This window comes from Bosea sp. RAC05 (genome assembly GCF_001713455.1).
In the GTDB taxonomy this organism is placed as follows: Bacteria; Pseudomonadota; Alphaproteobacteria; order Rhizobiales; family Beijerinckiaceae; genus Allobosea.
The window spans coordinates 4,877,288-4,901,180 of record NZ_CP016464.1 but is presented as its reverse complement, the minus strand read 5'-3'; the positions used below and the strand labels follow the sequence as shown (position 1 = coordinate 4,901,180).

Annotated in this window: 25 protein-coding genes; 12 read left to right on the top strand and 13 right to left on the bottom strand. The window is 68.2% G+C overall.

The genetic code is table 11. The features are described from left to right. Nucleotides 1-125: 125 nt before the first annotated feature. From BSY19_RS26740 to BSY19_RS26730, 3 genes are all read left to right on the top strand, one after another. Nucleotides 126-899 carry a zinc-ribbon domain-containing protein gene (locus BSY19_RS26740; RefSeq protein ID WP_171905241.1) on the top strand — a complete coding sequence of 258 codons (774 nt, stop codon included), beginning with the start codon at nucleotides 126-128 and terminating at the stop codon, nucleotides 897-899. 138 nt (nucleotides 900-1,037) lie between these two features. Then, complete coding sequence (gene hpt / locus BSY19_RS26735) at nucleotides 1,038-1,598, top strand: hypoxanthine phosphoribosyltransferase (RefSeq protein ID WP_069056816.1); 561 nt, start codon at nucleotides 1,038-1,040, stop codon at nucleotides 1,596-1,598. Between the two features lie 3 nt (nucleotides 1,599-1,601). Then, a complete protein-coding gene (locus BSY19_RS26730) occupies nucleotides 1,602-1,976 on the top strand; it encodes a response regulator (protein ID WP_069056815.1) in 375 nt (124 codons plus the stop codon). Nucleotides 1,977-1,983: 7 nt separating this feature from the next. On the opposite strand, the gene BSY19_RS26725 is transcribed toward BSY19_RS26730, so the two are convergent. Next, nucleotides 1,984-2,523 (bottom strand): TspO/MBR family protein, encoded by a 540-nt coding sequence (locus BSY19_RS26725; RefSeq protein ID WP_236840459.1) that lies wholly within the window; start codon nucleotides 2,521-2,523, stop codon nucleotides 1,984-1,986. Nucleotides 2,524-2,605: 82 nt separating this feature from the next. Here BSY19_RS26725 and BSY19_RS26720 point away from each other — a divergent pair, with 82 nt between their 5' ends. Further along, a complete protein-coding gene (locus BSY19_RS26720; RefSeq protein WP_069056814.1) occupies nucleotides 2,606-3,760 on the top strand; it encodes a trans-sulfuration enzyme family protein in 1,155 nt (384 codons plus the stop codon). Between the two features lie 109 nt (nucleotides 3,761-3,869). Here the strand turns inward: BSY19_RS26720 and BSY19_RS26715 are convergent, their stop codons facing one another. Further along, on the bottom strand, nucleotides 3,870-4,457 hold the full coding sequence (locus tag BSY19_RS26715; protein WP_069056813.1) for a glycoside hydrolase family 19 protein: 588 nt from the start codon (nucleotides 4,455-4,457) through the stop codon (nucleotides 3,870-3,872). Between the two features lie 113 nt (nucleotides 4,458-4,570). Then, complete coding sequence (locus tag BSY19_RS26710) at nucleotides 4,571-5,092, bottom strand: cysteine dioxygenase (protein ID WP_069056812.1); 522 nt, start codon at nucleotides 5,090-5,092, stop codon at nucleotides 4,571-4,573. Between the two features lie 180 nt (nucleotides 5,093-5,272). On the opposite strand from BSY19_RS26710, the gene BSY19_RS26705 reads away from it, so the two are divergent. Then, nucleotides 5,273-5,752 carry an Lrp/AsnC family transcriptional regulator gene (locus BSY19_RS26705; protein ID WP_069056811.1) on the top strand — a complete coding sequence of 160 codons (480 nt, stop codon included), beginning with the start codon at nucleotides 5,273-5,275 and terminating at the stop codon, nucleotides 5,750-5,752. A gap of 83 nt (nucleotides 5,753-5,835) precedes the next feature. Here BSY19_RS26705 and BSY19_RS26700 read toward each other — a convergent pair whose 3' ends face one another. Continuing rightward, on the bottom strand, nucleotides 5,836-6,522 hold the full coding sequence (locus BSY19_RS26700; RefSeq protein WP_069056810.1) for an OmpW/AlkL family protein: 687 nt from the start codon (nucleotides 6,520-6,522) through the stop codon (nucleotides 5,836-5,838). 155 nt (nucleotides 6,523-6,677) lie between these two features. Beyond that, the gene (locus BSY19_RS26695; RefSeq protein WP_069056809.1) at nucleotides 6,678-8,300 is read right to left on the bottom strand and encodes a peptide chain release factor 3; all 1,623 of its coding nucleotides are present in this window, start codon (nucleotides 8,298-8,300) and stop codon (nucleotides 6,678-6,680) included. Between the two features lie 159 nt (nucleotides 8,301-8,459). Here BSY19_RS26695 and BSY19_RS26690 point away from each other — a divergent pair, with 159 nt between their 5' ends. The 3 genes from BSY19_RS26690 (at nucleotide 8,460) to BSY19_RS26680 (ending at nucleotide 12,541) form a co-directional block, all read left to right on the top strand. Beyond that, complete coding sequence (locus BSY19_RS26690; RefSeq protein ID WP_069056808.1) at nucleotides 8,460-10,139, top strand: methyl-accepting chemotaxis protein; 1,680 nt, start codon at nucleotides 8,460-8,462, stop codon at nucleotides 10,137-10,139. A 138-nt stretch (nucleotides 10,140-10,277) separates the two neighbouring features. Further along, a complete protein-coding gene (locus BSY19_RS26685; RefSeq protein WP_069056807.1) occupies nucleotides 10,278-11,687 on the top strand; it encodes an APC family permease in 1,410 nt (469 codons plus the stop codon). Next, complete coding sequence (locus tag BSY19_RS26680) at nucleotides 11,684-12,541, top strand: SAM-dependent methyltransferase (protein WP_236840458.1); 858 nt, start codon at nucleotides 11,684-11,686, stop codon at nucleotides 12,539-12,541. The genes BSY19_RS26685 and BSY19_RS26680 overlap by 4 nt, the downstream gene beginning before the upstream one ends. Before the next feature lie 22 nt (nucleotides 12,542-12,563). Here BSY19_RS26680 and BSY19_RS26675 read toward each other — a convergent pair whose 3' ends face one another. Beyond that, a complete protein-coding gene (locus BSY19_RS26675; protein WP_069056805.1) occupies nucleotides 12,564-13,355 on the bottom strand; it encodes an ABC transporter permease in 792 nt (263 codons plus the stop codon). Then, nucleotides 13,352-14,278, bottom strand: a complete 927-nt coding sequence (locus tag BSY19_RS26670; RefSeq protein ID WP_069057420.1) for an ABC transporter ATP-binding protein — start codon at nucleotides 14,276-14,278, stop codon at nucleotides 13,352-13,354. The genes BSY19_RS26675 and BSY19_RS26670 overlap by 4 nt, the downstream gene beginning before the upstream one ends. Before the next feature lie 179 nt (nucleotides 14,279-14,457). Here BSY19_RS26670 and BSY19_RS28115 point away from each other — a divergent pair, with 179 nt between their 5' ends. After that, nucleotides 14,458-14,658, top strand: coding sequence for a hypothetical protein (locus BSY19_RS28115; RefSeq protein ID WP_171905215.1), 201 nt, complete (start codon nucleotides 14,458-14,460; stop codon nucleotides 14,656-14,658). Here the strand turns inward: BSY19_RS28115 and BSY19_RS26665 are convergent. After that, a complete protein-coding gene (locus BSY19_RS26665; protein WP_069056804.1) occupies nucleotides 14,651-15,157 on the bottom strand; it encodes a hypothetical protein in 507 nt (168 codons plus the stop codon). The two genes, BSY19_RS28115 and BSY19_RS26665, sit on opposite strands and share 8 nt — an antisense overlap. 102 nt (nucleotides 15,158-15,259) lie before the next feature. After that, nucleotides 15,260-15,883: a hypothetical protein gene (locus BSY19_RS26660; protein ID WP_069056803.1), complete on the bottom strand. Its 624-nt coding sequence runs from the start codon at nucleotides 15,881-15,883 to the stop codon at nucleotides 15,260-15,262. Nucleotides 15,884-16,048: 165 nt separating this feature from the next. Here BSY19_RS26660 and BSY19_RS26655 point away from each other — a divergent pair, with 165 nt between their 5' ends. Then, complete coding sequence (locus BSY19_RS26655; protein ID WP_069056802.1) at nucleotides 16,049-17,344, top strand: DUF3422 family protein; 1,296 nt, start codon at nucleotides 16,049-16,051, stop codon at nucleotides 17,342-17,344. Nucleotides 17,345-17,362: 18 nt separating this feature from the next. Here BSY19_RS26655 and cynS read toward each other — a convergent pair whose 3' ends face one another. The 4 genes from cynS to BSY19_RS26635 all read right to left on the bottom strand — a co-directional run bounded on the left by cynS (nucleotide 17,363) and on the right by BSY19_RS26635 (nucleotide 21,128). Continuing rightward, a complete protein-coding gene (cynS, locus tag BSY19_RS26650; RefSeq protein WP_066717228.1) occupies nucleotides 17,363-17,851 on the bottom strand; it encodes a cyanase in 489 nt (162 codons plus the stop codon). 44 nt (nucleotides 17,852-17,895) lie between these two features. After that, nucleotides 17,896-18,780 carry an ABC transporter ATP-binding protein gene (locus tag BSY19_RS26645; RefSeq protein WP_069056801.1) on the bottom strand — a complete coding sequence of 295 codons (885 nt, stop codon included), beginning with the start codon at nucleotides 18,778-18,780 and terminating at the stop codon, nucleotides 17,896-17,898. Nucleotides 18,781-18,784: 4 nt separating this feature from the next. Next, entirely contained in the window at nucleotides 18,785-19,630 is an 846-nt protein-coding gene (ntrB, locus tag BSY19_RS26640) for a nitrate ABC transporter permease (protein ID WP_069056800.1), read from the bottom strand. 124 nt (nucleotides 19,631-19,754) lie between these two features. Then, nucleotides 19,755-21,128 (bottom strand): CmpA/NrtA family ABC transporter substrate-binding protein, encoded by a 1,374-nt coding sequence (locus BSY19_RS26635; protein ID WP_069056799.1) that lies wholly within the window; start codon nucleotides 21,126-21,128, stop codon nucleotides 19,755-19,757. A gap of 232 nt (nucleotides 21,129-21,360) precedes the next feature. Here BSY19_RS26635 and BSY19_RS26630 point away from each other — a divergent pair, with 232 nt between their 5' ends. After that, complete coding sequence (locus tag BSY19_RS26630; protein ID WP_083247984.1) at nucleotides 21,361-23,229, top strand: sigma 54-interacting transcriptional regulator; 1,869 nt, start codon at nucleotides 21,361-21,363, stop codon at nucleotides 23,227-23,229. A gap of 167 nt (nucleotides 23,230-23,396) precedes the next feature. Next, nucleotides 23,397-23,765: a DMT family transporter gene (locus tag BSY19_RS26625; RefSeq protein ID WP_069056798.1), complete on the top strand. Its 369-nt coding sequence runs from the start codon at nucleotides 23,397-23,399 to the stop codon at nucleotides 23,763-23,765. The last annotated feature ends 128 nt before the right edge of the window (nucleotides 23,766-23,893 follow it).

Genomic DNA, 23,893 nt, shown 5'->3' with positions numbered 1-23,893 from the left:
GGCCGTCCCGGTGCGACCATGGCGGAGAGTTCTTCACGCGACGTTAACCATGGCCGCCGCCAATGGTTGGGCGCCCCGCGAAGACGGGCGCGGTCTCGAACCGCAGGGAACCGCCGGCCGCCGCCATGCTGATCGTCTGCCCCTCCTGCGCCAGCCGCTATGAACTCGACGGCGCCAAGCTCGGCCCCGACGGCCGCAAGGTGCGCTGCGCCAGCTGCCAGACGCTCTGGCATGTCGCGCCCGAGCCGGAGCTTCCGGAGGTGCCGAGCGCCGAGGAGACGCAGGCGCTGCTGAACGAGGAGCTCGAGCAGGCCGCCGCGATCGCCGCCCAGGTCTCGGCGCAGATGGCCGAGGGGATCGACGCCGCCGCCGATTCCGAACCGCGCAAGCGCAGCGGCCCCAGGCCGGTCCGCAAAACACGGCAGAAAGGCCGCAAGCAGCCGCCCCGCGCCGTCGTCGTGGCCGCGTCCCTGTCCGTCCTCGGCCTCGTCCTGCTGGGCGGGCTGGTCTGGCAGCGCACGCTCGCCGCCCGGATCGCGCCGCAGCTGGCAGATGTGTTCGAGATGCTCGGCTATCCCATCAATGTGCGCGGCCTGACGCTGGGCGCCGTGGAGAGCGGCCTGGTCGAGGACGCGACGGGCCGCTTCCTCGTCGTCGAGGGCGACGTCACCAACATCACCAGCAGCCAGACCCGGGTTCCGCCGATCGAGGTCGCGGTCAAGGATGCCGCCGGACAGACGCTCTACAGCTGGAAGACCGATCCGCCCCGCCAGGAACTCGAGCCGGCCGAGCTGATCCGCTTCCGGGCCCGGCTGGCGGCGCCGCCCGCGGCGGGACAGACCGTCCTGGTGCGCTTCGCCTCATCCTCCGCCGCCGAAGCCGGCGAGGCTCGTCGCTGACCTGCGGGCGGCTTTCCGCGCGGGGGCCTGTTCAGCCAGCGCCGGCCGCTCTAAACCTCTGACGACAGACCCCATGAAACGCGTCCGCAGGAGCCTGCCTCGCTGCGCGCCGGCGCGATGCGAGAGGATGACCAGACCATGTCGGAGCCACGGCGCATCAGGGTGCTTTACGACGAGGCGACGATCGCCCGCCGCAACGAGGAGATGGCGAAGGCCATCGCCGCCACGGCGCCGGCCGATCTGCTCGTCGTTGCCGTCCTGAAGGGCAGCTTCATGTTCGTGGCCGATCTGATCCGCGCGATGCACCGCGTCGGCATGGCGCCGCAGGTCGAGTTCGTGCATCTGTCGAGCTATCGCGCCGCCACCGTCTCCTCCGGCCAGGTCGAGATCCTCCGGGACGTGCAGAGCGATGTCCGCGGCCGCCAGGTGCTGCTCGTCGACGACATCCTGGAATCGGGCCGGACGCTGGCCTTCGCCAAGGATCTCCTGGCGGCGCGTGGCGCCGCGAAGGTCTCCTCCGTCGTGCTGCTGGAAAAGCCGGGCAAGCGCGCGGTCAACATCGTGGCGGATCATGTGGGCTTCGAATGCCCCGACTATTTCGTCGTCGGCTATGGCATGGATGTTGCCCATTCCTACCGGCAATTGCCTTTCGTCGGCGTCATCGAGACGGCCGACCAGGCCGGCCTGCCGGGGATCTGAGCCATGTCGCGCATTCTGGTGGTCGATGACGAGGAGCCGCTGCGGACCCTGGTGGCGCGCGGCCTGACCATGGACGGCCATTCCTGCCTGACTGCCGCCGACGGCGCCGAGGCGCTCGACACGCTGATGGCCGAAGGCGGGCATTTCGACCTGCTGCTGACCGATATCCGCATGCCGCTGATGGACGGCATCGCGCTGGCGCTGGCCGCCAAGCAGGCCTTTCCGGACCTGCCGATCATGCTGATGACGGGCTATGCCGAGCAGCGCGAGCGGGCCCGCAGCCTCGACGCGATCGTCTCCGAGGTGATGACCAAGCCCTTCACCATCGCCGAGCTGCGCACCGCCGTGCTGAACGTGATCGAGCGTTCGATCGGCTGAGCGGCCTCTAGCGGTTCAGCCACCAGATCGAGACGTTGAGCAGCGTCGCGAAGGAGACCCAGGCGACATAGGGCCACTGCAGATGGGCTGCGAGCCGGTCCAGCGGGGCGAAGAGCGCGATCATCCAGAGGATCAGCCCGAGGAAAGGCAGGATCACGAGGATCCCGCCGAGCGGACTGTTCAGGCCGAAGAAGACGCAGGACCAGGCGAGGTTCAGTGCGAGCTGGAGATGGTAGACGGTGAGCGCCCTCGTCCGCCCCGGTGTCCCGGCGGGCAGGCGCAGGATGCGCCAGACGCCATAGGCCATCAGCGCGAACAGCATCGTCCAGACCGGGCCGAAAACCCAGTTGGGCGGGTTGAAGGGCGGTTTGGCCAGCGTCGGGTACCAGGTCAGCACCTGCGGGATGGTGACGGCGTTGCCGAGCAGGGAGATGGCGACGACAGGCCCGATCGCGATCAGCGCGTCGATCCAGAGCGGGCGCGGCGCGGCCGCAGGCGAAGATGGTGAAATGCTCATGATCGTGACATGGAGGCGCCCTGCGCCCATGGCAAGGTCGCGGCTCTTGCATCGGAGCCGTTGCCTGCGCCAGATGCCTTTTTAGTCCCTCTTGGAACTTTCACGGATCGTCATGCCTCAGCGCCCGCTTCACCCCCGCTCCCTCGCCGCGCAGGCCATGGGCAAGATCGACCCGCTGACCAAGGGCGTGGTGCCGCCGATCCATGTCTCGACGACCTATATCCGCGACGAGGACAACGGCTATTCCGGCGGCTTCATCTATGGCCGGCCCGACAACGAGACGACGCGCGAGGCCGAGAGCGTGCTCGCGATGCTGGAGCAGGCCAAGGCCGGCGCACTGCTGTTCGGCTCGGGCATGGCGGCGGCGACCGCCGTGTTCCAGGCGCTCTCGCCGGGTGATCATGTCGTCGCCTCCAAGGTGATGTACTGGGCGCTGCGCTCCTGGCTGCTGACGGAGGCGACGCGCTGGGGCCTCGTCATCGACTTCGTCGAGACCGACGATCTCGCCGCGCTCGCCGCCGCCGTGAAGCCCGGCAAGACCAAGCTGGTCTGGGCCGAAACGCCGTCGAACCCGCTCTGGACGATCACCGACATTGCGGCCGCCGCCGAGATCGCCCACAAGGCCGGTGCCAAGCTCGCGGTCGATTCGACCTGTGCCTCGCCGGTGCATACGCGCCCACTGCAGCTCGGCGCCGACATCGTCATGCATGCCGCGACCAAGGTGCTGAACGGCCATTCCGACGTGGTCGCCGGCGCGCTCTGCGCCCGCGAGGACGACGAGTTCTGGAACCGCATCAAGACCGTGCGCAAGGGCCAGGGCGGGATTCTGGGCCCGTTCGAGGCCTATCTGCTGATGCGCGGCATGCGCACGCTGCATGTCCGGCAGGAGCGCCAGAGCGCCTCGGCGATGGCGCTGGCGCAGCGCCTTTCGGCCCATCCGCTGGTGGCGCGCGTGCTCTATCCCGGCCTGCCGCAGCATCCCGGCCACGACATCGCCGCGCGCCAGATGGAAGGCGGCTTCGGCTACATGCTCTCGGTGCAGGTGGTCGGCGGCGAGGCGGCGGCGGTGAAGGCGGCCGCGCATGTCGAGCTGTACAAGCGCGCCACCTCGCTCGGCGGCGTCGAGAGCCTGATCGAGCATCGCGCCTCGATCGAGGGCGCGGGCTCCCCCTGCCCGCCGGACCTGCTGCGCCTCTCGACCGGCATCGAGGATCTCGAGGATCTCTATGGCGATCTCGACCAGGCGCTGAAGGCCGGGCACGGCTGAAGAGACGGAACCGTCATTGCGAGCGAAGCGAAGCCATCCAGGAAGACGTCGAGCGCGCGGCCTCTGGATGGCTTCGTCGCTGCGCTCCTCGCAATGACGGGGAGCGGCGCTACACCCAGATCGTCTTGGCCAGCGCCAGTAACTGCCGGCGCTGCGCCAGCCCGTTGCGCCCGCCATTGATCAGCCGGGTTACCGCGACGACGTCGTCGGCATCGGCAGCCGTGTTGCAGCCACGGTCGCGCCAATAGGCGAAGGCGATGGCCAGCGAGACCGCCGGCTCCCTGGCCCGTTCGGGCGAGCTCTCGAGATCGAGGCCGATCAGCGCGCCGTAGCGGCGGTAATTGGCGCGGCCGGTGAGCTGGAAGATGCCGCGGCCATGGAAGCGGGCGCCGTCGCCGGCCTGCGTGTTGCCGAGATCGCGGCGCCCGTCATAGCGGGCGAAATAGGCCGGGCCGCCATACTCCTCCAGCGTCCGGAAACGGTCGGTCTCATGGGCGGCCTGGGCCAGCAGATGACAGAGCCGCAGGCGCGTGGTGATGCCGGCGGCGGCTGCCAGCCGGTCGAAATCGGCGGCGATGCCCGCAAGGATCTCGCCCTTGCCGACAGGCGCGAGGCGCAGCAGGCGCTCGGTGGTGACGGAGAGAGGTCTCGGCTGCGTCGGCACGGGTGAGGCCGGCCGGGCTCCTTGCATCGACATGGTGGGCTCCCTCGTGATGAGGGGCCATCATCGCCGGGGGCAGGCGCGCGGGGATTGGCGGGGCGGCTTGTCCCCGGTGGGACGTCCTCCGATCAGGACGTCGAGGCTCGCTCTCAGCCCTCGACGGCGGTGTATTGCGTCTCGATCGAGGAGTCGTGGGCCTCGTGGTCGAAGCCGTAGATGTGGATCGAGATCGCGTCTTCGGTCCCGAGATTGCGCATGCGGTGGATGTTGGGGCCGGTCGGCAGCATGCAGGCGACGTAGCCGGGCTGGCGGTCATGCTGCTCTGTGGCGATGGCGCGCTGCGCATCGATGGCGCGATACCAGGTTTCGGTGACGGTGCCGCTGACGACGCCGAAGCAGCAGGAACAGTGATGGTCGTGGATGCAGGTGGTCGCACCGGCCGCCCAGACGATGGCCCAGATGCTGACCGACTCGTCGCCGGCCAGGAGATTGCGGGTGTAGCCGCCGGGTTTGCGCTCGAGCGGCAGGCGCGCGACGAGGTCGGGCAGCGCGACGAGCTCGCGCAGGACCGCGCGGGCGGCGGCGAGGTAATCGCGCGAGAGCGTGCCCTCATCCGTCCGCAGGCTGGCGAGAACCGCGCCGCGCCGCTCCGCGTTCAAGAACCCCTGCATCCGCAAACTCCCGTCGCACCGTCCACCCGCTCAGGATAGCGATGCGGCGGGAAAATGGTTTGCTATCTTGCGCGTAAATGCCGCGATCTTGGAAATTCATGTCGCTTGTGGCATCGAACTGAGAACTGATTTGCGGTCAGGGCGCCAACGAGGCGATTCCTTTGCGATTCCCGGGGTGCCATGGCCAAGCTCGACGCCTTCGATCTGCGGATCCTCGCCTGCCTGCAGGAGGATGCCAGTCTGCCGCTGGCCGAGTTGTCGGAGGCGGTCGGATTGTCCGCGACGCCGTGCTGGCGGCGGGTGCAGAAGCTGGAGGCCGCCGGCTATATCCGCAAGCGCGTGGCGCTGCTCGACCGCAGCATGCTGCAGGCGGGCGTCACGGTCTTCATCGCGGTGAAGACGGCGCGGCATTCGATGGAGTGGCTGGAGCGCTTCCACGCGGCAGTGCGCGACCTGCCGGAGATCGTCGACTTCTACCGGATGAGCGGCGAGATCGACTATCTGCTCAAGGCCTGCGTGCCCGACATCGCGGCCTATGACGCGCTCTACAAGAAGCTGATCTCGCGCATCGACCTCAACGACGTCACTTCCATGTTCGCGATGGAGGAGCTGAAATCGACGACGGCGATCCCGCTCGGCTTCGTGCTGCCCGAAGGCTGAGGCACCAACGAAAGAAGGGAGCGGCGAACCGCTCCCTTCCTCCCCCGACCTCCCGAGGCCCCCCAGCCGAACGGGAGCGGATCTCAGAACCGATAGGTGATGCCGGTGCCGATCAGCCAGGGATCGATCTTGACCTTGCCGGAGATCAGGCCGTTGTTGACCTTGACCTTGGGCTCGAGGAAGATCTTCTTCACGTCGAAGTTGATGCCCCAGTTCTTGTCGATCATGTAGTCGAAGCCGACCTGGAGGGCGAGGCCGAAGCTGTCCTTCAGATCGAAGCTGGTGAAGCCGCCCTTGGCCTTCTCGTTGAAGAAGACGGTGTAGTTCACGCCGACGCCGACATAGGGCTTGAAGGCGCCGAGATCGGTGAAATGATACTGCAGCATCAGGGTCGGCGGCAGCAGCCAGGCCGAACCGATGCGCGCCCCGGCCAGGGTCCCCGCGCCCTTCACATTGTGCGGGGTGACGCCGAGGACGAGCTCGACGGCGATGTTCTTCGTAAAGAAGTAGGTGATGTCGAGCTCGGGCACGACCGAGTTCGAGATGTCGACATCGCCGCCGAGGATCGGCGCGCCGCCGAGCTTCAGCTTGGCGCTCTCCTGCGGGACGACGAAGAGGGCGCGGCCGCGGATCATCCACGGGCTCCACTGGGTCATGATCGGCGCGAGCGGGGCCGTCTTGGCCGAAGGCAGATCGGCGGCCCCGGCGGAGGTCAGGGCTGTGCCGGCGAGCAGCGCGGCGCAGGTGGCGAGACGGACAATGCGTGACATGGCGGAGGCCCCCAGGATCGGAGCGCGGCGCAGCTGCGCGCTCGCGGCTCATGCCTCCCACCAGCCTCAATCCCGCCGCGATTGATTTGACCCTGATCAAATCCGGATGCGCGGCCCCGCCCTTGTGACATTCGCGTCACAGGGGCACAGGCGGCTCAGGCCTTGGCGACCTTCTGGTAGTCCTTGATGTCGGAGAAGGTGACGTCGGGTGCGCGCTCGGCGTCGTATTTCAGGGTGAACTGGCTGGAGGCCATGAAGACCGGGTCGCCGTCGAGGTCGTCGGCCATGGAGGAGGGCTTCGACGACACGAATTTCTGCAGCGCCGCCTTGTCCTCCGAGGAGACCCAGCGCGCGATCGCATACTGGCAGGGCTCGAAGTCGACAGGCAGCGAATACTCGACATCCATGCGCTCCTTGAGCACGTCGAGCTGCAGCGCGCCGACGACGCCGACGATGGCGGGCGCGCCGTCATGGGGCAGGAAGATCTGGACGACACCTTCCTCGGCCATCTGCTGCAGCGCCTCGCGCAGCTTCTTGGCCTTCATCGCGTCCTTGAGCTTCACACGACGCAGGATTTCGGGCGCGAAGCTCGGCACGCCCTTGAAGACGACGTCCTCGCCCTCGGTCAGCGTGTCGCCGATGCGCAGCGTGCCGTGGTTGGGCAGGCCGACGATGTCGCCCGCGAAGGCCTCCTCCGCGATCGAGCGGTCGCGGGCGAAGAAGAACTGCGGCGCGTTGAGCGGCATCGGCTTGCCGGTGCGCACGAGCTTCGCCTTCATGCCGCGCGAGAGCTTGCCCGAGCAGACGCGCATGAAGGCGATGCGGTCGCGGTGGTTGGGGTCCATGTTCGCCTGAATCTTGAAGACGAAGCCGGTCATCTTCGGCTCGCCGGCCTGGATCGTGCGCTTGTCGGCGATCTGCGCGCGCGGGCTGGGCGCCAGCGCGCCGAGCGCGTCGATCAGATCGCGCACACCGTAGTCGCGCAGCGCCGCGCCGAAATAGAGCGGCGTCAGGTGGCCCTCGCGGAAGGCCTCGAGATCGAAGGGCTTCAGGCCTTCGCTGGCGAGGAAGACCTCCTCGCGCCAGGTCTCGGCCGCGCCATGCGGCAGGAGTTCGTCGAAGAGCTTGTCGTCGGGGCCCGTGACGGCGAGATCTTCGGCGCTCTCGTCGCCCTTCTGGTTGCGGCGGAAGCTGTTGGCCTTGAGATCATAGGTGCCGACGAACTCGCGGCCGCGCCCGACCGGCCAGGTCATCGGCGCGACATCGAGCGCGAGCGTGGTCTCGATTTCGTTGATCAGGTCGAACAGGTCGCGCGTCTCGCGGTCGACCTTGTTGATGAAGGTGACGATCGGGATGTCGCGCAGGCGGCAGACCTCGAACAGCTTCTTGGTGCGCGCCTCGATGCCCTTGGCGGCGTCGATCACCATCACGGCGGAGTCGACGGCGGTGAGCGTGCGGTAGGTGTCCTCCGAGAAGTCCTCGTGGCCCGGCGTGTCCAGCAGGTTGAAGACGTGGCCGCCATATTCGAAGGTCATCACCGAGGTGACGACCGAGATGCCGCGCTGGCGCTCGATCTTCATCCAGTCCGAGGAGGTCTGGCGCCGGCCCTGCTTGGCGCGGACCTCGCCGGCGAGCTGAATCGCGCCGCCGAAATAGAGCAGCTTCTCAGTCAGCGTGGTCTTGCCGGCGTCGGGGTGGGAGATGATCGCGAAGGTGCGGCGGCGCGCATGCGGAGGGGCGTCGCCTGCCGGCGCGGCGGAGGTCTGGCTGTCGGTCATGGCGGTCTGAGAACAGGATGGGGGCGGCGAAGTCAATCGTCGCCGGCTTCGGGCTGTCCGCCGCCTTCGCCGATGGCAGGCCGGTCAGTCCCCATTAACCCTTTGACTCCATCATCCCGCCGAACAGGGGAACATCCTTCCCTTGCGGAAGGCTCTTCGATGGTCGGCCCGCGCAAGATTTCGACACAGATTTTCGGCGCCTTCGCGATGTTCGCGCTCGCCGCCTTCGTGGCTGTCGGCATCGGCGCCCATGCGCTGTCGCGCTACGCCGCCATGACGAGCGAGATGGAGGCCGTGACGCAGCGCACCGTCCTGGCCGAGCGCATGGACGGGCTCGTCAATGCGATCGTGATGGAATCGCGCGGAATCTACATGAGCGCCGACGCGCAGGACGCCGAACGCTTCGCGCTGCCGCTGCTCGCCGATCTCGCGCAGATGAAGCGGCTCGTCGCCGAGTGGCGGGCTCTCCATGGTCCCCAGGAGCAGGCCGCCTTCGAGGCGGTGGCGCAGAAGCTCAATGATTTCATTGCCTTCCGGACGGAGCTGGTGAAGCGGGGACGGGAGGCGGGTCCTGCCGCGGCCAATGCCTTCGGCAACAACGAGGACAACCGCAGCAACCGCAAAGCCCTCAACACGGCGCTCAGGCAAGTCGCCGTGCTCAACGAGAGCCGGGCGGCCGCGACGGATGCCGAACGCGACGTGCTGCAGAGCCATAGTTTCTGGCTGCAGGCGGTCGGCGTGCTGCTGATCGCGGCCGGGCTCGCCGCCGCGCTGACCATCGTGCATGTCCGTGTGGCCCGGCCGCTGCGCGGCCTCACCAAGACGATGCAGCGGCTTGCCGCGGGGCAGGAGGTCGGCACGATTCCGTCCGTGAACCAGCGCGACGAGGTCGGCGACATGGCTCGCTCCCTGGCGGTGTTCCATGACACGGCGGTCGCGCGGACGGCACTGGAGGCCGATGCGAAGAGCGCCGATTCGGCCCGGGTCCGGCGCCAGGCCAAGCGCGAGGACCTCACGGCCGAGTTCAACATCCGGATCGATAGGGTGCTCGATACCGTCCGGATTAGTGCCGACGAGATGGAGGAGACGGCCCGCAGTCTCAATGCCGTCGCCACCAGCGCCACCTCGCAGGCCAAGGAGGCCCGCGGCGCGGCGCTCGACGCCTCCGACAATGTCCGCTCGATCGCGGCCGCGTCCGAAGAGCTGTCGGAGTCGATCGCCGAGATCGCCGAACGCATCGGCCACACCGACGGCGTGGTCAGGTCCGCGGCCGGGGACGCGGCCAGGGCCCGCGCCAATGTCGCCAATCTGCTCGGCGCCTCCGAGAGCATCGCGCGCGTGGTCGGTCTGATCCGCGAGATCGCCGCCCAGACCAATCTGCTGGCGCTGAACGCGACGATCGAGGCGGCCCGGGCGGGGGAGGCGGGGCGCGGCTTCGCGGTCGTCGCCAGCGAGGTCAAGCTGCTGGCGAGCCGCACCGCCCAGGCCACCGACGAGATCGCCGAGCGGATCGCCGCCTTCGAGAGCGAGACGCAAGGCGCCGTGGCGGCGATCGAGACGATCGCCCGCGTGATGGGCGAGGTCGCCGAGCACACGGTCGTCATCGCCGGGGCGACATCCCAGCAGATGGCCGCGACCTCGGAGATCGCGAGCAGCGCCCAGGCGACGGCGAACGGGACGGCCGGCGTCGCGCGGCAGATGGAGGACGTCACCTCGACCTCCGAGGCGGCGAGACTGTCGGCGAACCGCGCCCTGACGACGGCCGAAAGTCTGGCGCGCGAGGCCCATGCGCTGCGCAATGCGGTCGAGACGTTCTTCGCCGACATGAAGGCCGCCTGAGCCGGCGGCCTGTCTGCGCGGTGGCGGCCGCAGACTTCACGTCTTGGTGACCCGTTCGAACGACTTCGTGATGACGCCGGGGCTGTCGCATCCCGCGCTCATGCGGTCCCTTCAGTGCGATTTCGCACGAGGGGCAGGATGTCAGTTCAGAGCCAATCCGATCCGCAGCCGACGCTGTCGATCTTCGATGCCGTGACGATCATGGTGGGGATCGTCGTCGGCATCGGCATCTTCAAGACACCGTCGCTGATCGCGGCCAATGTCGGCAGCGAGGCGGCCTTCCTCGGCGTCTGGGTCGCGGGCGGCCTCGTCACCCTGATCGGCGCGCTCTGCTATGCCGAACTCGCCGCCGCGCATCCCCATGCGGGGGGCGAGTATCATTTCCTCGGGCGGGCCTATGGCCGCCCCGTCGCCGTGCTGTTCGGCTGGGCGCGCGGCTCGGTGATCCAGACCGGGGCGATCGCTGCGGTCGCCTTCGTCCTCGGCGATTACGCGGCGCAGATCGTGCCGCTCGGCCCCTATGGGCCGGCGATCTATGCCGCGGCCGCGATCATCGTGCTGACGGGGCTCAACGTCGCGGGCACGATCCAGAGCAAGACGCTGCAGATCGCGGTGACGTTCATCGAGGTCGGGCTGATCGCGGCGATCATCGTCTGGGGCCTGCTCGGCAGCGCCGGGGAGGCGGTGCCGGCCGCGACCACGGCGCCGCCATCGGCCGCGCTCGGCCTGGCGATGATCTTCGTGCTGCTGACCTATGGCGGCTGGAACGAGGCGGCCTATCTCTCGGGCGAACTGCGCGACCCCGGCCGCAACATGGTCCGCGTGCTGCTGATCGGCACAGGCGTGCTGGTCGCGCTCTACCTCGCGGCCAATGCCGCGCTGCTGGCGATCCTCGGTCTCGACGGCCTGCGCGGCTCGCAGGCGGTGGCCACCGACATGATGCGCCGCGTCGCGGGCGAGTCCGGCGCCATCGTCGTCAGCCTCGCCATCGTGGTCGCGGCGCTCTCGACGCTCAATGCGACGATCTTCACCGGCGCGCGGGTCTATTTCGCGATGGCGCGCGACATCACGCTGCTGCCGCGCGTCGGCGAGTGGGATGAACGGGGGCGGGCGCCGGCCAACGGGCTGATCGCCCAGGGAGCCGTCGCGCTGCTGCTGGTCGTGCTGGGGGCCGCCAGCCGCGACGGCTTCCAGGCCATGGTCGACTACAGCGCGCCGGTGTTCTGGGCGTTCCTGCTGCTGGTCGGCCTCGCCCTGCCGATCCTGCGCTGGCGCGAACCGGACCGGGTCCTGCCCTTCAAGGTCCCGCTCTACCCGCTGACGCCGGCCTTGTTCTGCCTGACCTGCCTCTACATGCTGCATGCCAGCCTCGCCTACACCGGGAAGGGGGCACTGATCGGCCTCGGCGTCGTGCTCGCAGGCCTGCCGCTGCTGCTGTTCCAGAGCCGCCTTGCGGCTCCCGGCGACGCTCAGCCCCTGCCCTCCGCGGACCCCGCGGCGCGGGGGACGCCGGCGCAGCCCGCCCTCGTTCAACCAGGAGAGAGATGATGAAGATGTTCCGGACTCTCGCCGCCGCCTGCGCGGTGTCGCTCTTGGCGCTCGGCGCGGTGCAATCGCACGCGCAGCCCGCCCAGGCCGGCAAGGACAGCGCCACGACGCCGGACTATGTCCCGCATACGGGCCAGGCGGGGAAGGACGTGGTCTGGGTGCCGACGCAGGACGCGCTGGTCCAGCGCATGCTCGACATGGCCAAGGTGACCAAGGAGGACAAGCTGGTCGATCTCGGCTCCGGTGACGGGCGCACCGTGATCGCGGCCGCCAAGCGCGGCCTCACGGCCCGCGGCATCGAGTACAATCCCGATCTCGTCACGCTCTCCCAGCGCAATGCCGCGGCCGAAGGCGTCGCGGACCGGGCCCGGTTCGAGCGCGGCGACATCTTCGAATCCGACTTCAAGGAGGCGACCGTCGTCACGCTCTTCCTGCTGCCGGAGCTCAATCTGCGGCTGCGTCCGATCCTGCTCGACATGAAGCCGGGCACGCGCGTCGTCTCCAACACCTTCACCATGGACGACTGGACGCCGGACGAGACCGCGGTGCTGGCCGAGAACTGCGTCAATTTCTGCCGGGCGCATTTCTGGGTCGTCCCTGCCAAGGTCGGCGGGACCTGGAGGCTCGGCGATGGCGATCTGCGCCTGAGCCAGACATTCCAGATGCTGGAGGGCACGCTGACGCGCGCCGGCAAGGCGCTTCCCATCACCGAGGCACGGATGCGCGGCAGCGAGATCAGCTTCGTCGCCGACGGCCGACGCTACACCGGCACCGTCGCGGAAGGCCGGATGAGCGGGCGCAGCGAAGGGGCTGGCCAGGCCCAGGAGTGGCAGGCGACGCGCAGCGCGAACTGAACGAGGTGCCTGTGCTGCCGCCTCAGTTCTTGAGGCGGTAGCCAGTGCGGAAGATCCAGCCGGTCGCCACGATGCAGACGAGCAGGAAGGCGAGCGTCATGCCCAGGCTGACGCCGACGCCGACATCGGCCACCCCGAAGAAGCTCCAGCGGAAGCCGCTGATCAGGTAGACGACCGGGTTGAACAGCGCGACCGTCCGCCAGACGGGCGGCAGCATGTCGATCGAGTAGAAGGAGCCGCCGAGAAAGGCGAGCGGTGTCACGACCAGCAGCGGGACGACCTGCAGCCGCTCGAAGCCGTCGGCCCAGATGCCGATGATGAAGCCGAAGAGGCTGAAGGTCACCGCCGTCAGGACGAGGAAGAGCAGCATCCAGAGCGGGTGCTCGATGCGCAGCGGCACGAAGAAGGTCGCCGTCAGCAGGATGATCAGGCCCAGCACGACCGATTTGGTCGCCGCCGCGCCGACATAGCCGATCACGACCTCCCACCACGCCACGGGCGCCGAGAGCAGCTCGTAGATCGTGCCGGTGAATTTCGGGAAGTAGATCGCGAAGGAGGCATTCGCGATGCTCTGGGTGAGCAGCGTCAGCATGATCAGGCCGGGCACGATGAAGGCGCCGTAGGCGATGCCGTCGATCGATTGCATGCGCGAGCCGATCGCGGCGCCGAAGACGACGAAGTAGAGCGAGGTCGAGAGCACCGGAGACACCACGCTTTGCAGAGGCGTGCGCAGGGTGCGTGCCATCTCGAAGCGATAGATCGCGGCAATCGCCCGCCCGTTGAAGGCGGGCGGGGCGTTGGAAGCGGATGTCATGAGCGGCCCCTGACCAGGCTGACGAAGATGTCCTCGAGCGAGCTCTGGCTCGTGTTCAGATCCCGGAAGCGGATACCGGCCTCGCCGAGCGCCTGCAGCAGGGCGGTGATGCCGGTGCGCTCCGCCTTGGTGTCGTAGGTGAAGACGATCTCGTCGCCGCCCGCGGCCAAAGTGAGGTCGTAGCCCGCGAGGCTCTCGGGCAGGGCCGCCAGCGGCGTCTGCAGGCTCAGCGTGAGCTGCTTGCGCCCGAGCTTGCGCATCAGCTCGGTCTTGTCCTCGACGAGGATGATCTCGCCCTTGCTGATCACGCCGACCCGGTCGGCCATCTCCTCGGCCTCCTCGATGTAGTGCGTGGTCAGGATGATGGTGACGCCGTTCTCGCGCAGCCGTCGCACCAGCTGCCACATATCCTGGCGCAGCTCGACATCGACGCCGGCCGTCGGCTCGTCGAGGAAGAGGATGCGCGGCTCATGGGCGAGCGCCTTGGCGATCATGACGCGCCGCTTCATGCCGCCCGAGAGCCGGCGGATCTGGGTGTCGCGCTTGTCCCAGAGCGAGAGGTCCTTCAGCACCCGCTCGACCAGGTCGGGGTCCTTGCGCTTGCCGAAGAGCCCGCGGCTGAAGGAGACGGTGGCGCGCACAGTCTCGAAGGCGTCGGTGGTCAGCTCCTGCGGGACGAGGCCGATCTTGGCGCGGGCGGCGCGATAATCGGCGACGATGTCGTGGCCGTCGGCGCGGACGCTGCCCGTGCTCGGATTGACCAGCCCGCAGATGATGCTGATCAGCGTCGTCTTGCCGGCGCCGTTGGGGCCGAGCAGCGCGAAGATCTCGCCCTGGCGGATTTCGAGATCGACCGTTTTGAGGGCCTGGAAGCCGGAAGCATAGGTCTTGGACAGGCCGGAGACGGAGATGATCGGTGTCATGGGCGGCATATAGGCGGGCTCCCGAGCGGATGCGATGGCGCGGCGACGCAGGGCTGCAATGCGTCGCCGCGACCGCTTTCTTGCACGCTCTCTTGCACGCTCTCCTGCCCGATCCCTGCTGCCGGCCGGTGTCGGGAGCGGCACGCCGCCCATGAAAATGGCCGGGACGAGGCCCGGCCATGTGGTACTTCCGCGAGATCACCCGCTCAGCGCATGAAGAACCAGAGCAGGATGATGATCGGAATCGGAACGCCGAGCAGCCAGAGAGCAATCGAACGCATTGGATCAGCCCCAGTGTGATGATGACGACAATGGCGCAGCAACGCCGCGCCTGTGTCGAAGGTTCCTTGCCGGTGGGCTGGGGCCCCGTGCCTATTTGAAGGCGATGCTGTCGATCAGGGCCTGCATCGCCTTGTCGTGCTTCACATGCCCCTCTTCCGAGGCCCAGTAGGTCATCATGATGATCTTGCCGCTGGCGACCTTGGGGTTGATCGCGAGGTAGCGGACGATGGAGGGGCCGTCGCTGCTCGTCGCCTTCAGCTCGGTGAAGGACCAGGGCCGCCCATTGATCTCGCGCGTCAGGGTTTCGGTCGCGCCGGTGAACTTGACGCCCTCCCGCGCGAAATAGGCGTCATGCTCCTTCTGCAGTGCGTCGAGCTGGTCGGCCGGAACCAGCTCGAACCAGACATAGATCTCCTCGTCGGGCGTCTTGATCTGGACCCCGCGGTCGATCTTCGACTGGGCCCAACTGTCGGGAATCGTCACCACGGCCACGGGCTCCGCCGCGGTGATGGCGACGGCGCCCGCCATGGCCGTGCCGATCGCCGCCGGGCCGGCGAGAGCGGCCACCAGTGCCAGCGCACCGAAAAGTTTTTTCATCGCAAATCCCCCCTGTGGTCCTGCGGTCCGTCCCGCAACGCCGCGCAGAATGGGCAGATTCGGCCCGAAATCAACGGCGAAGCGGGCATTTCCCGAAAATGGTCAGGGCGCTGGGTGCGCGCTCGGATGCCAGAGCGGCCGATAGCCCCGCGCCAGGGCGGCGAGCGAGGCCGGCGGCGTCAGCACCGACACCATTCCCGTCGGCCGGGTTTGCCGGCCGACATAGCCCGCCGGCGACCAGGGCAGCGCCGCATCGGCGCGCAGCGCCAGGAAGCGGCCCTCCTCGGCGATCATCGCGCCGTCCGGCAGGGCCTCGGCCGGCAGCCGATGCAGGCGTTTCGCCCGGCCGTCGCGGCGTTCGCCGTCCAGCACCCGGTCGATTGCGGGAAAGAGCGGGGTCTCGCTCAAGCCCAGCCCCTCGACGAGCGCGGCTCGGTAGGCCAGCGCATCCGCGCGGCGGCATTCCATGCAGGGCCGATGGCCGGCGGCGAGCGCGGTGACCTCGTCGCAGAAGAACAGTTCGGTGTAGCCGCGGCTCCAGACCTGGCGGCGGCGGTTCTTGAAGGACAGGACACAGCAGATCCACTGCCGGCTCGCCTGGATGCGGCGCGGCAAGGCGCGGGTCTGCGGATCATGGAAGCGCCCGCCGCGATTACCCATGAGCAGGCCGCGGGCCGGGGCGGCCAGCAGGCCGCCATCGGGCGCGACGCGGTTGGGCAGGGGCATGGGGCTCTCCTTGTGCGTGGCCCTATCCTAGGGCTCGCGGAGCCCGATCGCGACAGCAGGCTGCGTGGCCCGGGCTGCGGCGGCGCGTGGGGTTGGCAAGCGCCCCCGCGATGACGCAAGCTTCCGATGGGAGAGGGCGACAGACCCGATCCGGAGGGGTGGGGCATGGCGGCCAGCAGTTTCGACGATCCGGCGTCGCTCGTTCCGCATCCGGAGCGTGGCGCCATCCTGGCGGAGGTGCATGCCCGGCCCTTCGCGCCGCTGGAGACGCCGCGGCGGCTTTTGCATTTCGCCTTCATGACCGATTCCCGCCAGGCGGCCGCCGACCGTGCGGCGCTCGGCCGCTTCTGCGCCGAACGCGGCGTGCCGGGGCCTCTCGACGAGGCCAAGCATCACCGCGCCCGCTTCGGCGAAACCAGCCTGCGCTGGGAGCAGCACAGCGAGTTCACCACCTATAGCTGGGAGTTGCCGGGCACGGAGGCGACGCCCTTCCTGCCGCCGACCGGCGCGCTGCCGCATGGCATGCGCGGCCTGCCGCAGCCGGGGCCGCATCTGGTCTCCGCCGATCTGCATCTGATGCCGGCGGTGGCCGAGCCCGATCTCGGGGCGCTGTTCGACCCCGCCAGCCTGGCGGCGGCTCTTGTCGACAATGGCGGGGCGGTCGCGGCGACGGATTTCCGGGCGGGGGCGGACGGTTTCGTGCGCATCCTGGTGCTCGACCGCGAACTGACTCCGGCCCGCGCGGGGGCGCTGGCGCAGCGCCTGCTCGAGATCGAGACCTATCGCACGCTGGCGCTGCTCGGCATGCCGGAATCGCAGCGGATCGGCCCCTCCGTGCGCAGCGCCGAGGAGACGCTGGTGCGCATCGCCGGCACGATGACGCAGACGGATGGGCTGGCCGCCGACCATGCGCTGCTCGACGAGATGACGGCGCTCGCCTCGCGGCTGGAGGCGGAAGCGGCCTCCTCGAACTACCGTTTCGGGGCGAGCCGCGCCTATGACAACATCGTCCAGCAGCGGCTCGTCGCGATCGGCGAGCAGGGCCATGGCGGCTGGCCGACGATTGCCGCCTTCCTGGCACGGCGGATGGCGCCGGCGATGCGCACCTGCCAGATGCTGCAGGAGCGCCAGGCCGATCTCGCGACCAAGCTGGCGCGCGCCGCCAACCTGCTGCGCACGCGCGTCGACGTCGCGCTTGAGCAGCAGAACCGCGACCTGCTGGCGGCGATGAACGAGCGCACGCGGCTGCAGTTGCGGCTGCAGCAGACGGTCGAGGGGCTCTCGGTCGCGGCGATCGCCTATTACATCGTCAGCCTGTTCGGCTATCTCGCCAAGGGCGCGAAGGATTCGGGCTGGCTCAAGATCGAGCCGGGCCTTGCAACCGCGCTGTTCGTGCCGGTCGCGCTGCTCGGCGTCTGGGCGGCGGTGCGGCGCATCCGCCGGGGCCATGGCGAGGGCTGAGCGCCCCCGCCGCCGGGCTCAGGCTTCCTTGAAGCCGTAATCGGGGATGCCCTGCTCGTTGCCGTAGTACTTGTAGGGCAGGAACTTGCCGGACATGCCGATCTTGACGCGGTCGCCCTTCGGGTTCGGCTCGCGCTCGAACTCGATGTTGAAGTCGATCGCCGACATGATGCCGTCGCCGAACTCTTCCTCGATCAGCGCCTTCCAGGCCGGGCCGTTGACCATCACCATCTCGTAGAAGCGGTAGATCAGCGGGTCGGTCGGCGGCATCGGCGTGCCGGTGCCGCGATAGGGCACCTCGTTGAGCATGCGCTTCTCGTTCTCGGTCAGGCCGAAGAGGGCGGCGGCCTTCTCGGCCAGCGGCTTGACCAGCTTCATCTGGCCGAGCAGGGCGCCGACGATCAGCACCTCGGACATGCCGCCGATCTCTTCGGTGATGTATTTCCAGCTCCAGCCCTTCTCGCGCTTGATGTCGAGGATCTTCTCGGTGAGCTCTTCGCGCTTCATGGGGTCGGTCTCCTTGGCGTGTCAGTTTCTTGAGGTGGTGGTCGTCAGGCCGCCTTGCGGCCGGCGTCGGGGCCGGTTCCGTCGGCGCCCGGTCGCACGATCGGCGGATGGCGGCGGTCGTAGCCCTCGGGAATGTCGTCCCGGAAGCTCTTCGAGCGCACCACCAGGAAGTCGATCAGGTGGTTGCGGATGGCGTAGTAGTCGCGGTGGTGGTGGACCTCGCTGCGGATGCGATCGCGCGGCAGCGGGTTCTCGACGATCTCGGCGATCATCGCCTGCGGACCGTTGGTCATCAGCACGATGCGGTCGGCGAGATAGATCGCCTCGTCGACGTCATGGGTGATCATGAAGGCGGTCTGGCCGGTCTCCAGGCAGATGCGGCGAACCTCGTCCTGCAGCGTGCCGCGGGTGAGCGCGTCGAGCGCCGAGAAGGGCTCGTCCATCAGCATCATCTTGGGCTCGATCGAGAGCGCGCGGGCGATGCCGACGCGCTGCTTCATGCCGCCGGAGAGTTCCGAGGGCTTCTTCAGCTCCGAGCCCTTGAGGCCGACCTTCTCGATGAAGGCCATGGCATGCGCCGTCACCTTCGCCCTTGGCCAGTCGCGATGCCTGGCGGCGACCGCATAGGCGACATTGCCGAGCACGCTGCGCCAGGGCAGCAGCGAATGGCCCTGGAAGATCACGGCGCGGTCGAGCGAAGGGCCCTCGATCGCCTTGCCGTCGACGATGGCCGCGCCGTCATCGGGCGCGTCGAGCCCGTTGAGGATGTTGAGCACGGTTGTCTTGCCGCAGCCGGAATGGCCGATGACGCAGACGAACTCGCCCTTCCTCATCGAGAACCAGAGGTCCTCGAAGACGGTGGTGGTGCCGCCGCCGGCCTTCGGGTAGCGGCGGGCGATGCCTTCGATCGAGATGTAACGGTCGCTCATCGCCTCAATCCGGATAGGTCACGGCGCGCTGCAGGCGGGCGAGCGTCTGGTCCAAGATCATGCCCATCACGCCGATGACGGTGATGGCGACGATGACATTGGTGATCGAGAGGTTGTTCCACTCGTTCCAGACGAAGTAGCCGATGCCGGTGCCGCCCACGAGCATCTCGGCCGCGACGATGACGAGCCAGGCGATGCCGATCGAGATGCGCATGCCGGTCAGGATGGTCGGCGCGGCCGCCGGCAGGATGATCGTGAAGGCGCGCCGGACCGGCCCGACCTCGAGCGTGCGGGCGACGTTGAGCCACTCCTTGCGCACGGCGGAGACGCCGAAGGCCGTGTTCAGCAGCATCGGCCAGACCGAGCAGATGAAGATCACGAAGATCGCGGAGACGCTGGAATCCTTGATCGTGTAGAGCGCGAGCGGCATCCACGCCAAGGGCGAGATCGGCTTCAGGACCTGGATGAACGGGTCGAGCGCCTTCGAGATCAGCGGCGACATGCCGATCAGGAAGCCGAGCGGGACCGCGAGCAGCACGGCGAAGGCATAGCCGAGCAGGACGCGGCCGAGCGAATAGGCGAGCTGGATGCCGAGCCCCTTGTCGTTGGGGCCCTTGTCGTAGAACGGGTCGCGCAGGTGTCCCCAGATCGTCGCGGCGACGTCGAGCGGGCCGGGCATGGCCGATTTGCCCTGCGTCACCTGCTGGCCCATCAGCTTGGCGTATTCGGGGTCGATGTTGGCGGCAGGCCCGGCCCCGCCGGACTGCGTGCCGACATGCCACGCGGTGAGGAAGACGACGAGGATCGCCAGCGAGAGCACCAGCGCGCGCAGGTTGAGAGGGAGGGTCATGTCAGGACTCCACCGTCATTGCGACGAGGCGCAGCCGACGAAGCAATCCAGCGTCGGCGCGAGGCGCTGGATTGCTTCACTTTGCTCGCAATGACGGTTGGCGCTTCGCGCGACATCACGCGACTCACGTCCGCTTGATCGCGAAGCTCTTGATGTAGTCCTCCGGCTTGGTGGCATCGAAGGTCTTGCCCATCACGACGATGGTCTTCGAGCCGGTGGGCGGCGCCAGCCCGACCTCGGTCATCAGCTTGGCCGTGTCGGTCTGGAGGAAGACCTCCTTGGCCACCTTGGCGTAGTCGACATCGCCCTTGATCTGGCCCCAGCGCTTCATCTGGGTGAGAATCCAGACCGCGAAACCCTCCCAGGGAAAGGGGTCGAAATCGATCCGCTTGGGGTCGCGCTTGATGTTGCCGAGCCCGTCCGCATAGGTCCCGGTCAGGACCTGCTCGACCACGGTGACGGGCTGGTTGAGGTAGTTGGCCGGCGCGATCGCCTCGGCGATGGCTTTCCGGTTCTCGGCCTTGGAGGCGAAGGCGGTCGCGTCGATGATCGCCTTGAGCAGCGCGGCATAGGTGTTGGGGGTCTGCGTCACGAACTCCCTGGAGGCTGCGAAGGCGCAGCAGGGATGGCCGTCCCAGATCTCCTTGGAGAGCATGTGGATGAAGCCGACGCCGTCGAAGACCGCGCGCTGGTTGACCGGATCGGGCGCGAGGAATCCGTCGATGTTGTCGGCGCGCAGGTTGGCGACCATCTCCGGCGGCGGCACGGCGCGGATCTGGACGTCCGTGTCGGGATCGATGCCGTTCTCGGCGAGATAGTAGCGCAGCAGGTAGTTGTGCATCGAATAGTCGAAGGGCACGGCGAATTTGAAGCCCTTCCAGGACTTCGGATCGCGCTTGTCCTTGTGCTTCATCGCGAGCGTGATGGCCTGGCCGTTGATGTTCTCGACCGCCGGCATCGTGTAGGGAATCGGGTTCGAGCCCGCGCCCATCGAGATCGCCAGCGGCATCGGCGAGAGCATGTGGGCGGCGTCGTATTCCTTGTTGATCGTCTTGTCGCGGATCACGGCCCAGCCGGCGGTCTTGATCACTTCGACGTTGAGGCCGTGCTTGGCATAGAAGCCCATCGGCGAGGCCATGATGATCGGCGTCGCGCAGGTGATCGGGATGAAGCCGACCTTGAGGTCCTTCTTCTCCGGCACAGCCTGGGCGAAGGCCTCGGTGGCGGCCGCCAGCGGGAAGAGGCTCGAGATCGCCGCCAGGGCGGTCGAGGCGCCGACCTGCTTCAGGAAGAAACGGCGCTGCGCATCCTGTGGAAACAGCGCCCGCATCACGGCGTTCTCGACGACGCGCTGATAGCGTCCGTCTTCCGTCGCGGATACTTCGACGGCCTCGGCCCGAATCGCCCGCTCATGCGCGGATTGGCTCTCATGCCGGCCGCAATCGCAGCCGCGGCGGATGCGGCGGTCGGCGTCGAACGGGTTCTTGAACAAGGCCATGCGCGTGTCCTCCGGCTGATCGAGTGGGCGGCTGGTCGCTGCAGGGGATTTAGCAAGCGGCGGGCCAACCCGGCCGAGCGCAATGGGCGACGAAACATCAAGGACTTAGCGCGAGATCGCGCTTGACGAATTCTCGTGAATCACGAAAAATCGTATTCCCGGTAACGAAAATTCGTGAGCTGCCGTGATCCCCTCGTCCGCTTCGCCGCAGACCACCTGGCTGTTCGAGAGCATGGTCGACGCCGCGCTGGCGGTGGATGTCACGACCGGCCGGATCCTGGCGGCCAATGAGGAGGCGCGGCGCCTGCTGACGCCTGCGGAGCGCGAGCTCGTCGGCGCCTCGGTGCTCTCCGTGTTTCCCGGCCAGGCGGCGGCGCTGACGGTCTTCACCGAGGCGGTGCTTCACAAGGGTCGCTACTGGACACGCTCGCTTTCGCCGCAGCGGGCCGATGGCGAGGCGCTCCACACCGAGTGCATCGGTGCGCGGCTTCTGACCCAACCCGACCCCTCGATCCTGCTGACGCTCTACGATCTCGAGGCGCGGCACCGGCGCGATCTCGACGCCGACGCGCAGGAGCATGTCCGTGCCGGGCTGACCGAATGGCGCCGCACGGAGCGGCTGTTCCAGGAGATCGAGCGCAGCAACCAGCTGATCCTTCGCGCGGCGGGCGAAGGCATCTTCGGGGTCAATGCGGAGGGCCGCACCACCTTCGTCAACCCGGCCGGCGAGGCGATGCTGGGCTGGGAGACGGGCGAGCTGATCGGGCGGGACATGCATGCCTGCGTGCATCATCACCGCCCCGACGGCACGCATTACCCGCATGAGGAATGCCCGATCTACGCCGCCTTCCGCGACGGGGCGGTCCACCATGTCGAGAACGAGATGTTCTTTCGCAAGGACGGCTCGGGCTTCTGGGTCGAGTACACCTCGACGCCGATCCGCGACCGCGGGCGCCTCGTCGGGGCGGTGATCATCTTCCGCGACATCAGCCAGCGCCACGAGGCGGACGAGCGCCTGCGGGCGGCGCTCGCCGAGGTCGACAGCCTGCGCGAGCGGCTGCAGCAGGAGAACGCCTATCTGCAGGAGGAGATGCGGCTGGAGCGCAACCATCGCGGCGTCGTCGGGCGCTCGGGCGCGATCCAGAAGATCCTGAGCCAGGTCGAGCTGGTGGCGCGCACCGACGCCGCCGTGCTGATCACCGGCGAATCCGGCACCGGCAAGGAGCTGATCGCCAGCGCAATCCACGAGGCGAGCGAGCGCCATGTGCGGCCACTGATCCGGGTGAACTGTGCCGCCATCCCGCGCGAACTGTTCGAGAGCGAGTTCTTCGGCCATGTGAAGGGCGCCTTCACCGGCGCGCTGCGCGACCGGATCGGCCGCTTCGAACTGGCCGATGGCGGCACGCTCTTCCTCGACGAGGTCGGCGAGATCCCGCTCGAACTCCAGGGCAAGCTGCTGCGCGTGCTGCAGGAAGGGCAGTTCGAGCGCGTCGGCGAGGAGCGGACGCGGCACGTCAATGTCCGCATCATCGCGGCGACCAACAAGGATCTCCGGCGCGAGGTGCGCGAGGGCCGCTTCCGCGAGGACCTCTATTTCCGGCTCGACGTTTTCCCGATCGTCTCCGTGCCGCTGCGCGAGCGCCCGGAGGACATCCCGCTGCTGGCGCTGCATTTCCTCGGCGGGGCGCAGCGCAAGCTGAAGACCGAGGGGTTGAAGCTGAGCGAGGGCGATGTCGCCCGGCTGCGCGCTTATGACTGGCCGGGCAATGTCCGCGAGCTGCAGAACGTCATCGAGCGCGCCGCGATCCTCGCGCGCAACGGGCGGCTCTTCATCGCGCTGCCCGAGAGCGGGCGCCCGCCCGCGGCTGTCCCGGCGCCAGCGGCGACGGGCGCGGGAATCCTGACCGAGGCGGAGCGGCGCGAGCGCGACCGGGCCAGCATCCTCGCCGCGCTCGAGACATGTCGCGGCCGGGTCAGCGGCCCGCAAGGCGCCGCCGCCCTGCTCGGCGTGCCCGCGACTACGCTGGCCTCGCGGATGAAGACGCTGGGCATCGCGCCGCGCCGCGGGACGAGGCCGGCGCCCGAGCGCGCCGGCGGGTAGCCGGCGTCTTTCTGCGATCCCGTCAGGATCATCTTAACGTTACAGCGAGGTAACACCTGCGGCGCAACGCATTTGAAGTATTTTCCACGTCATCCAGAGGCCCGACGACATCACTGCCGCCCGATGACCTTGGAACAGCGGATGACCGCAACAATGCTCCTGCGCCGATGAACGCCTTTCTTCCCCTGATCCTGTTCACGGTGCTGACCAACGCCGCGGCGCAGCTCATGCTGAAGCGCGGCATGACCGGAGTGGGGACGCTCGACGTGGCCGGCGACGGGCTGATCGCGACCGTCTTCCGCGTGGTCTTCAACCCCTTCGTTTTTGCGGGGCTGTGCACCTTCGTCATCAGCATGGCCTCGCATCTGATCGTGCTCTCGAAGGTGCAGATCTCCTACGCCTACCCCTTCCTGAGCCTCGCCTATGTCGTGGTCGCGGCCTACGCCTTCTTCGTCTTCCACGAGGATCTCGGGCCGGCGCGCATCGCCGGCATCGGTCTCATCGTGCTCGGCACCATTTTCATCGCACAAAGCTGAGGGACATCATGGATCTGATCGTTCGCCTGTTCATGCGCCTCGGCGCCCTGCTGGAACCGCAGCCGGCTCCCGTTCCCGTGCCGGTGCGCGCCCAGCGCCCGCGCCTGCCGCGCCGAGCCTGAGCGTTC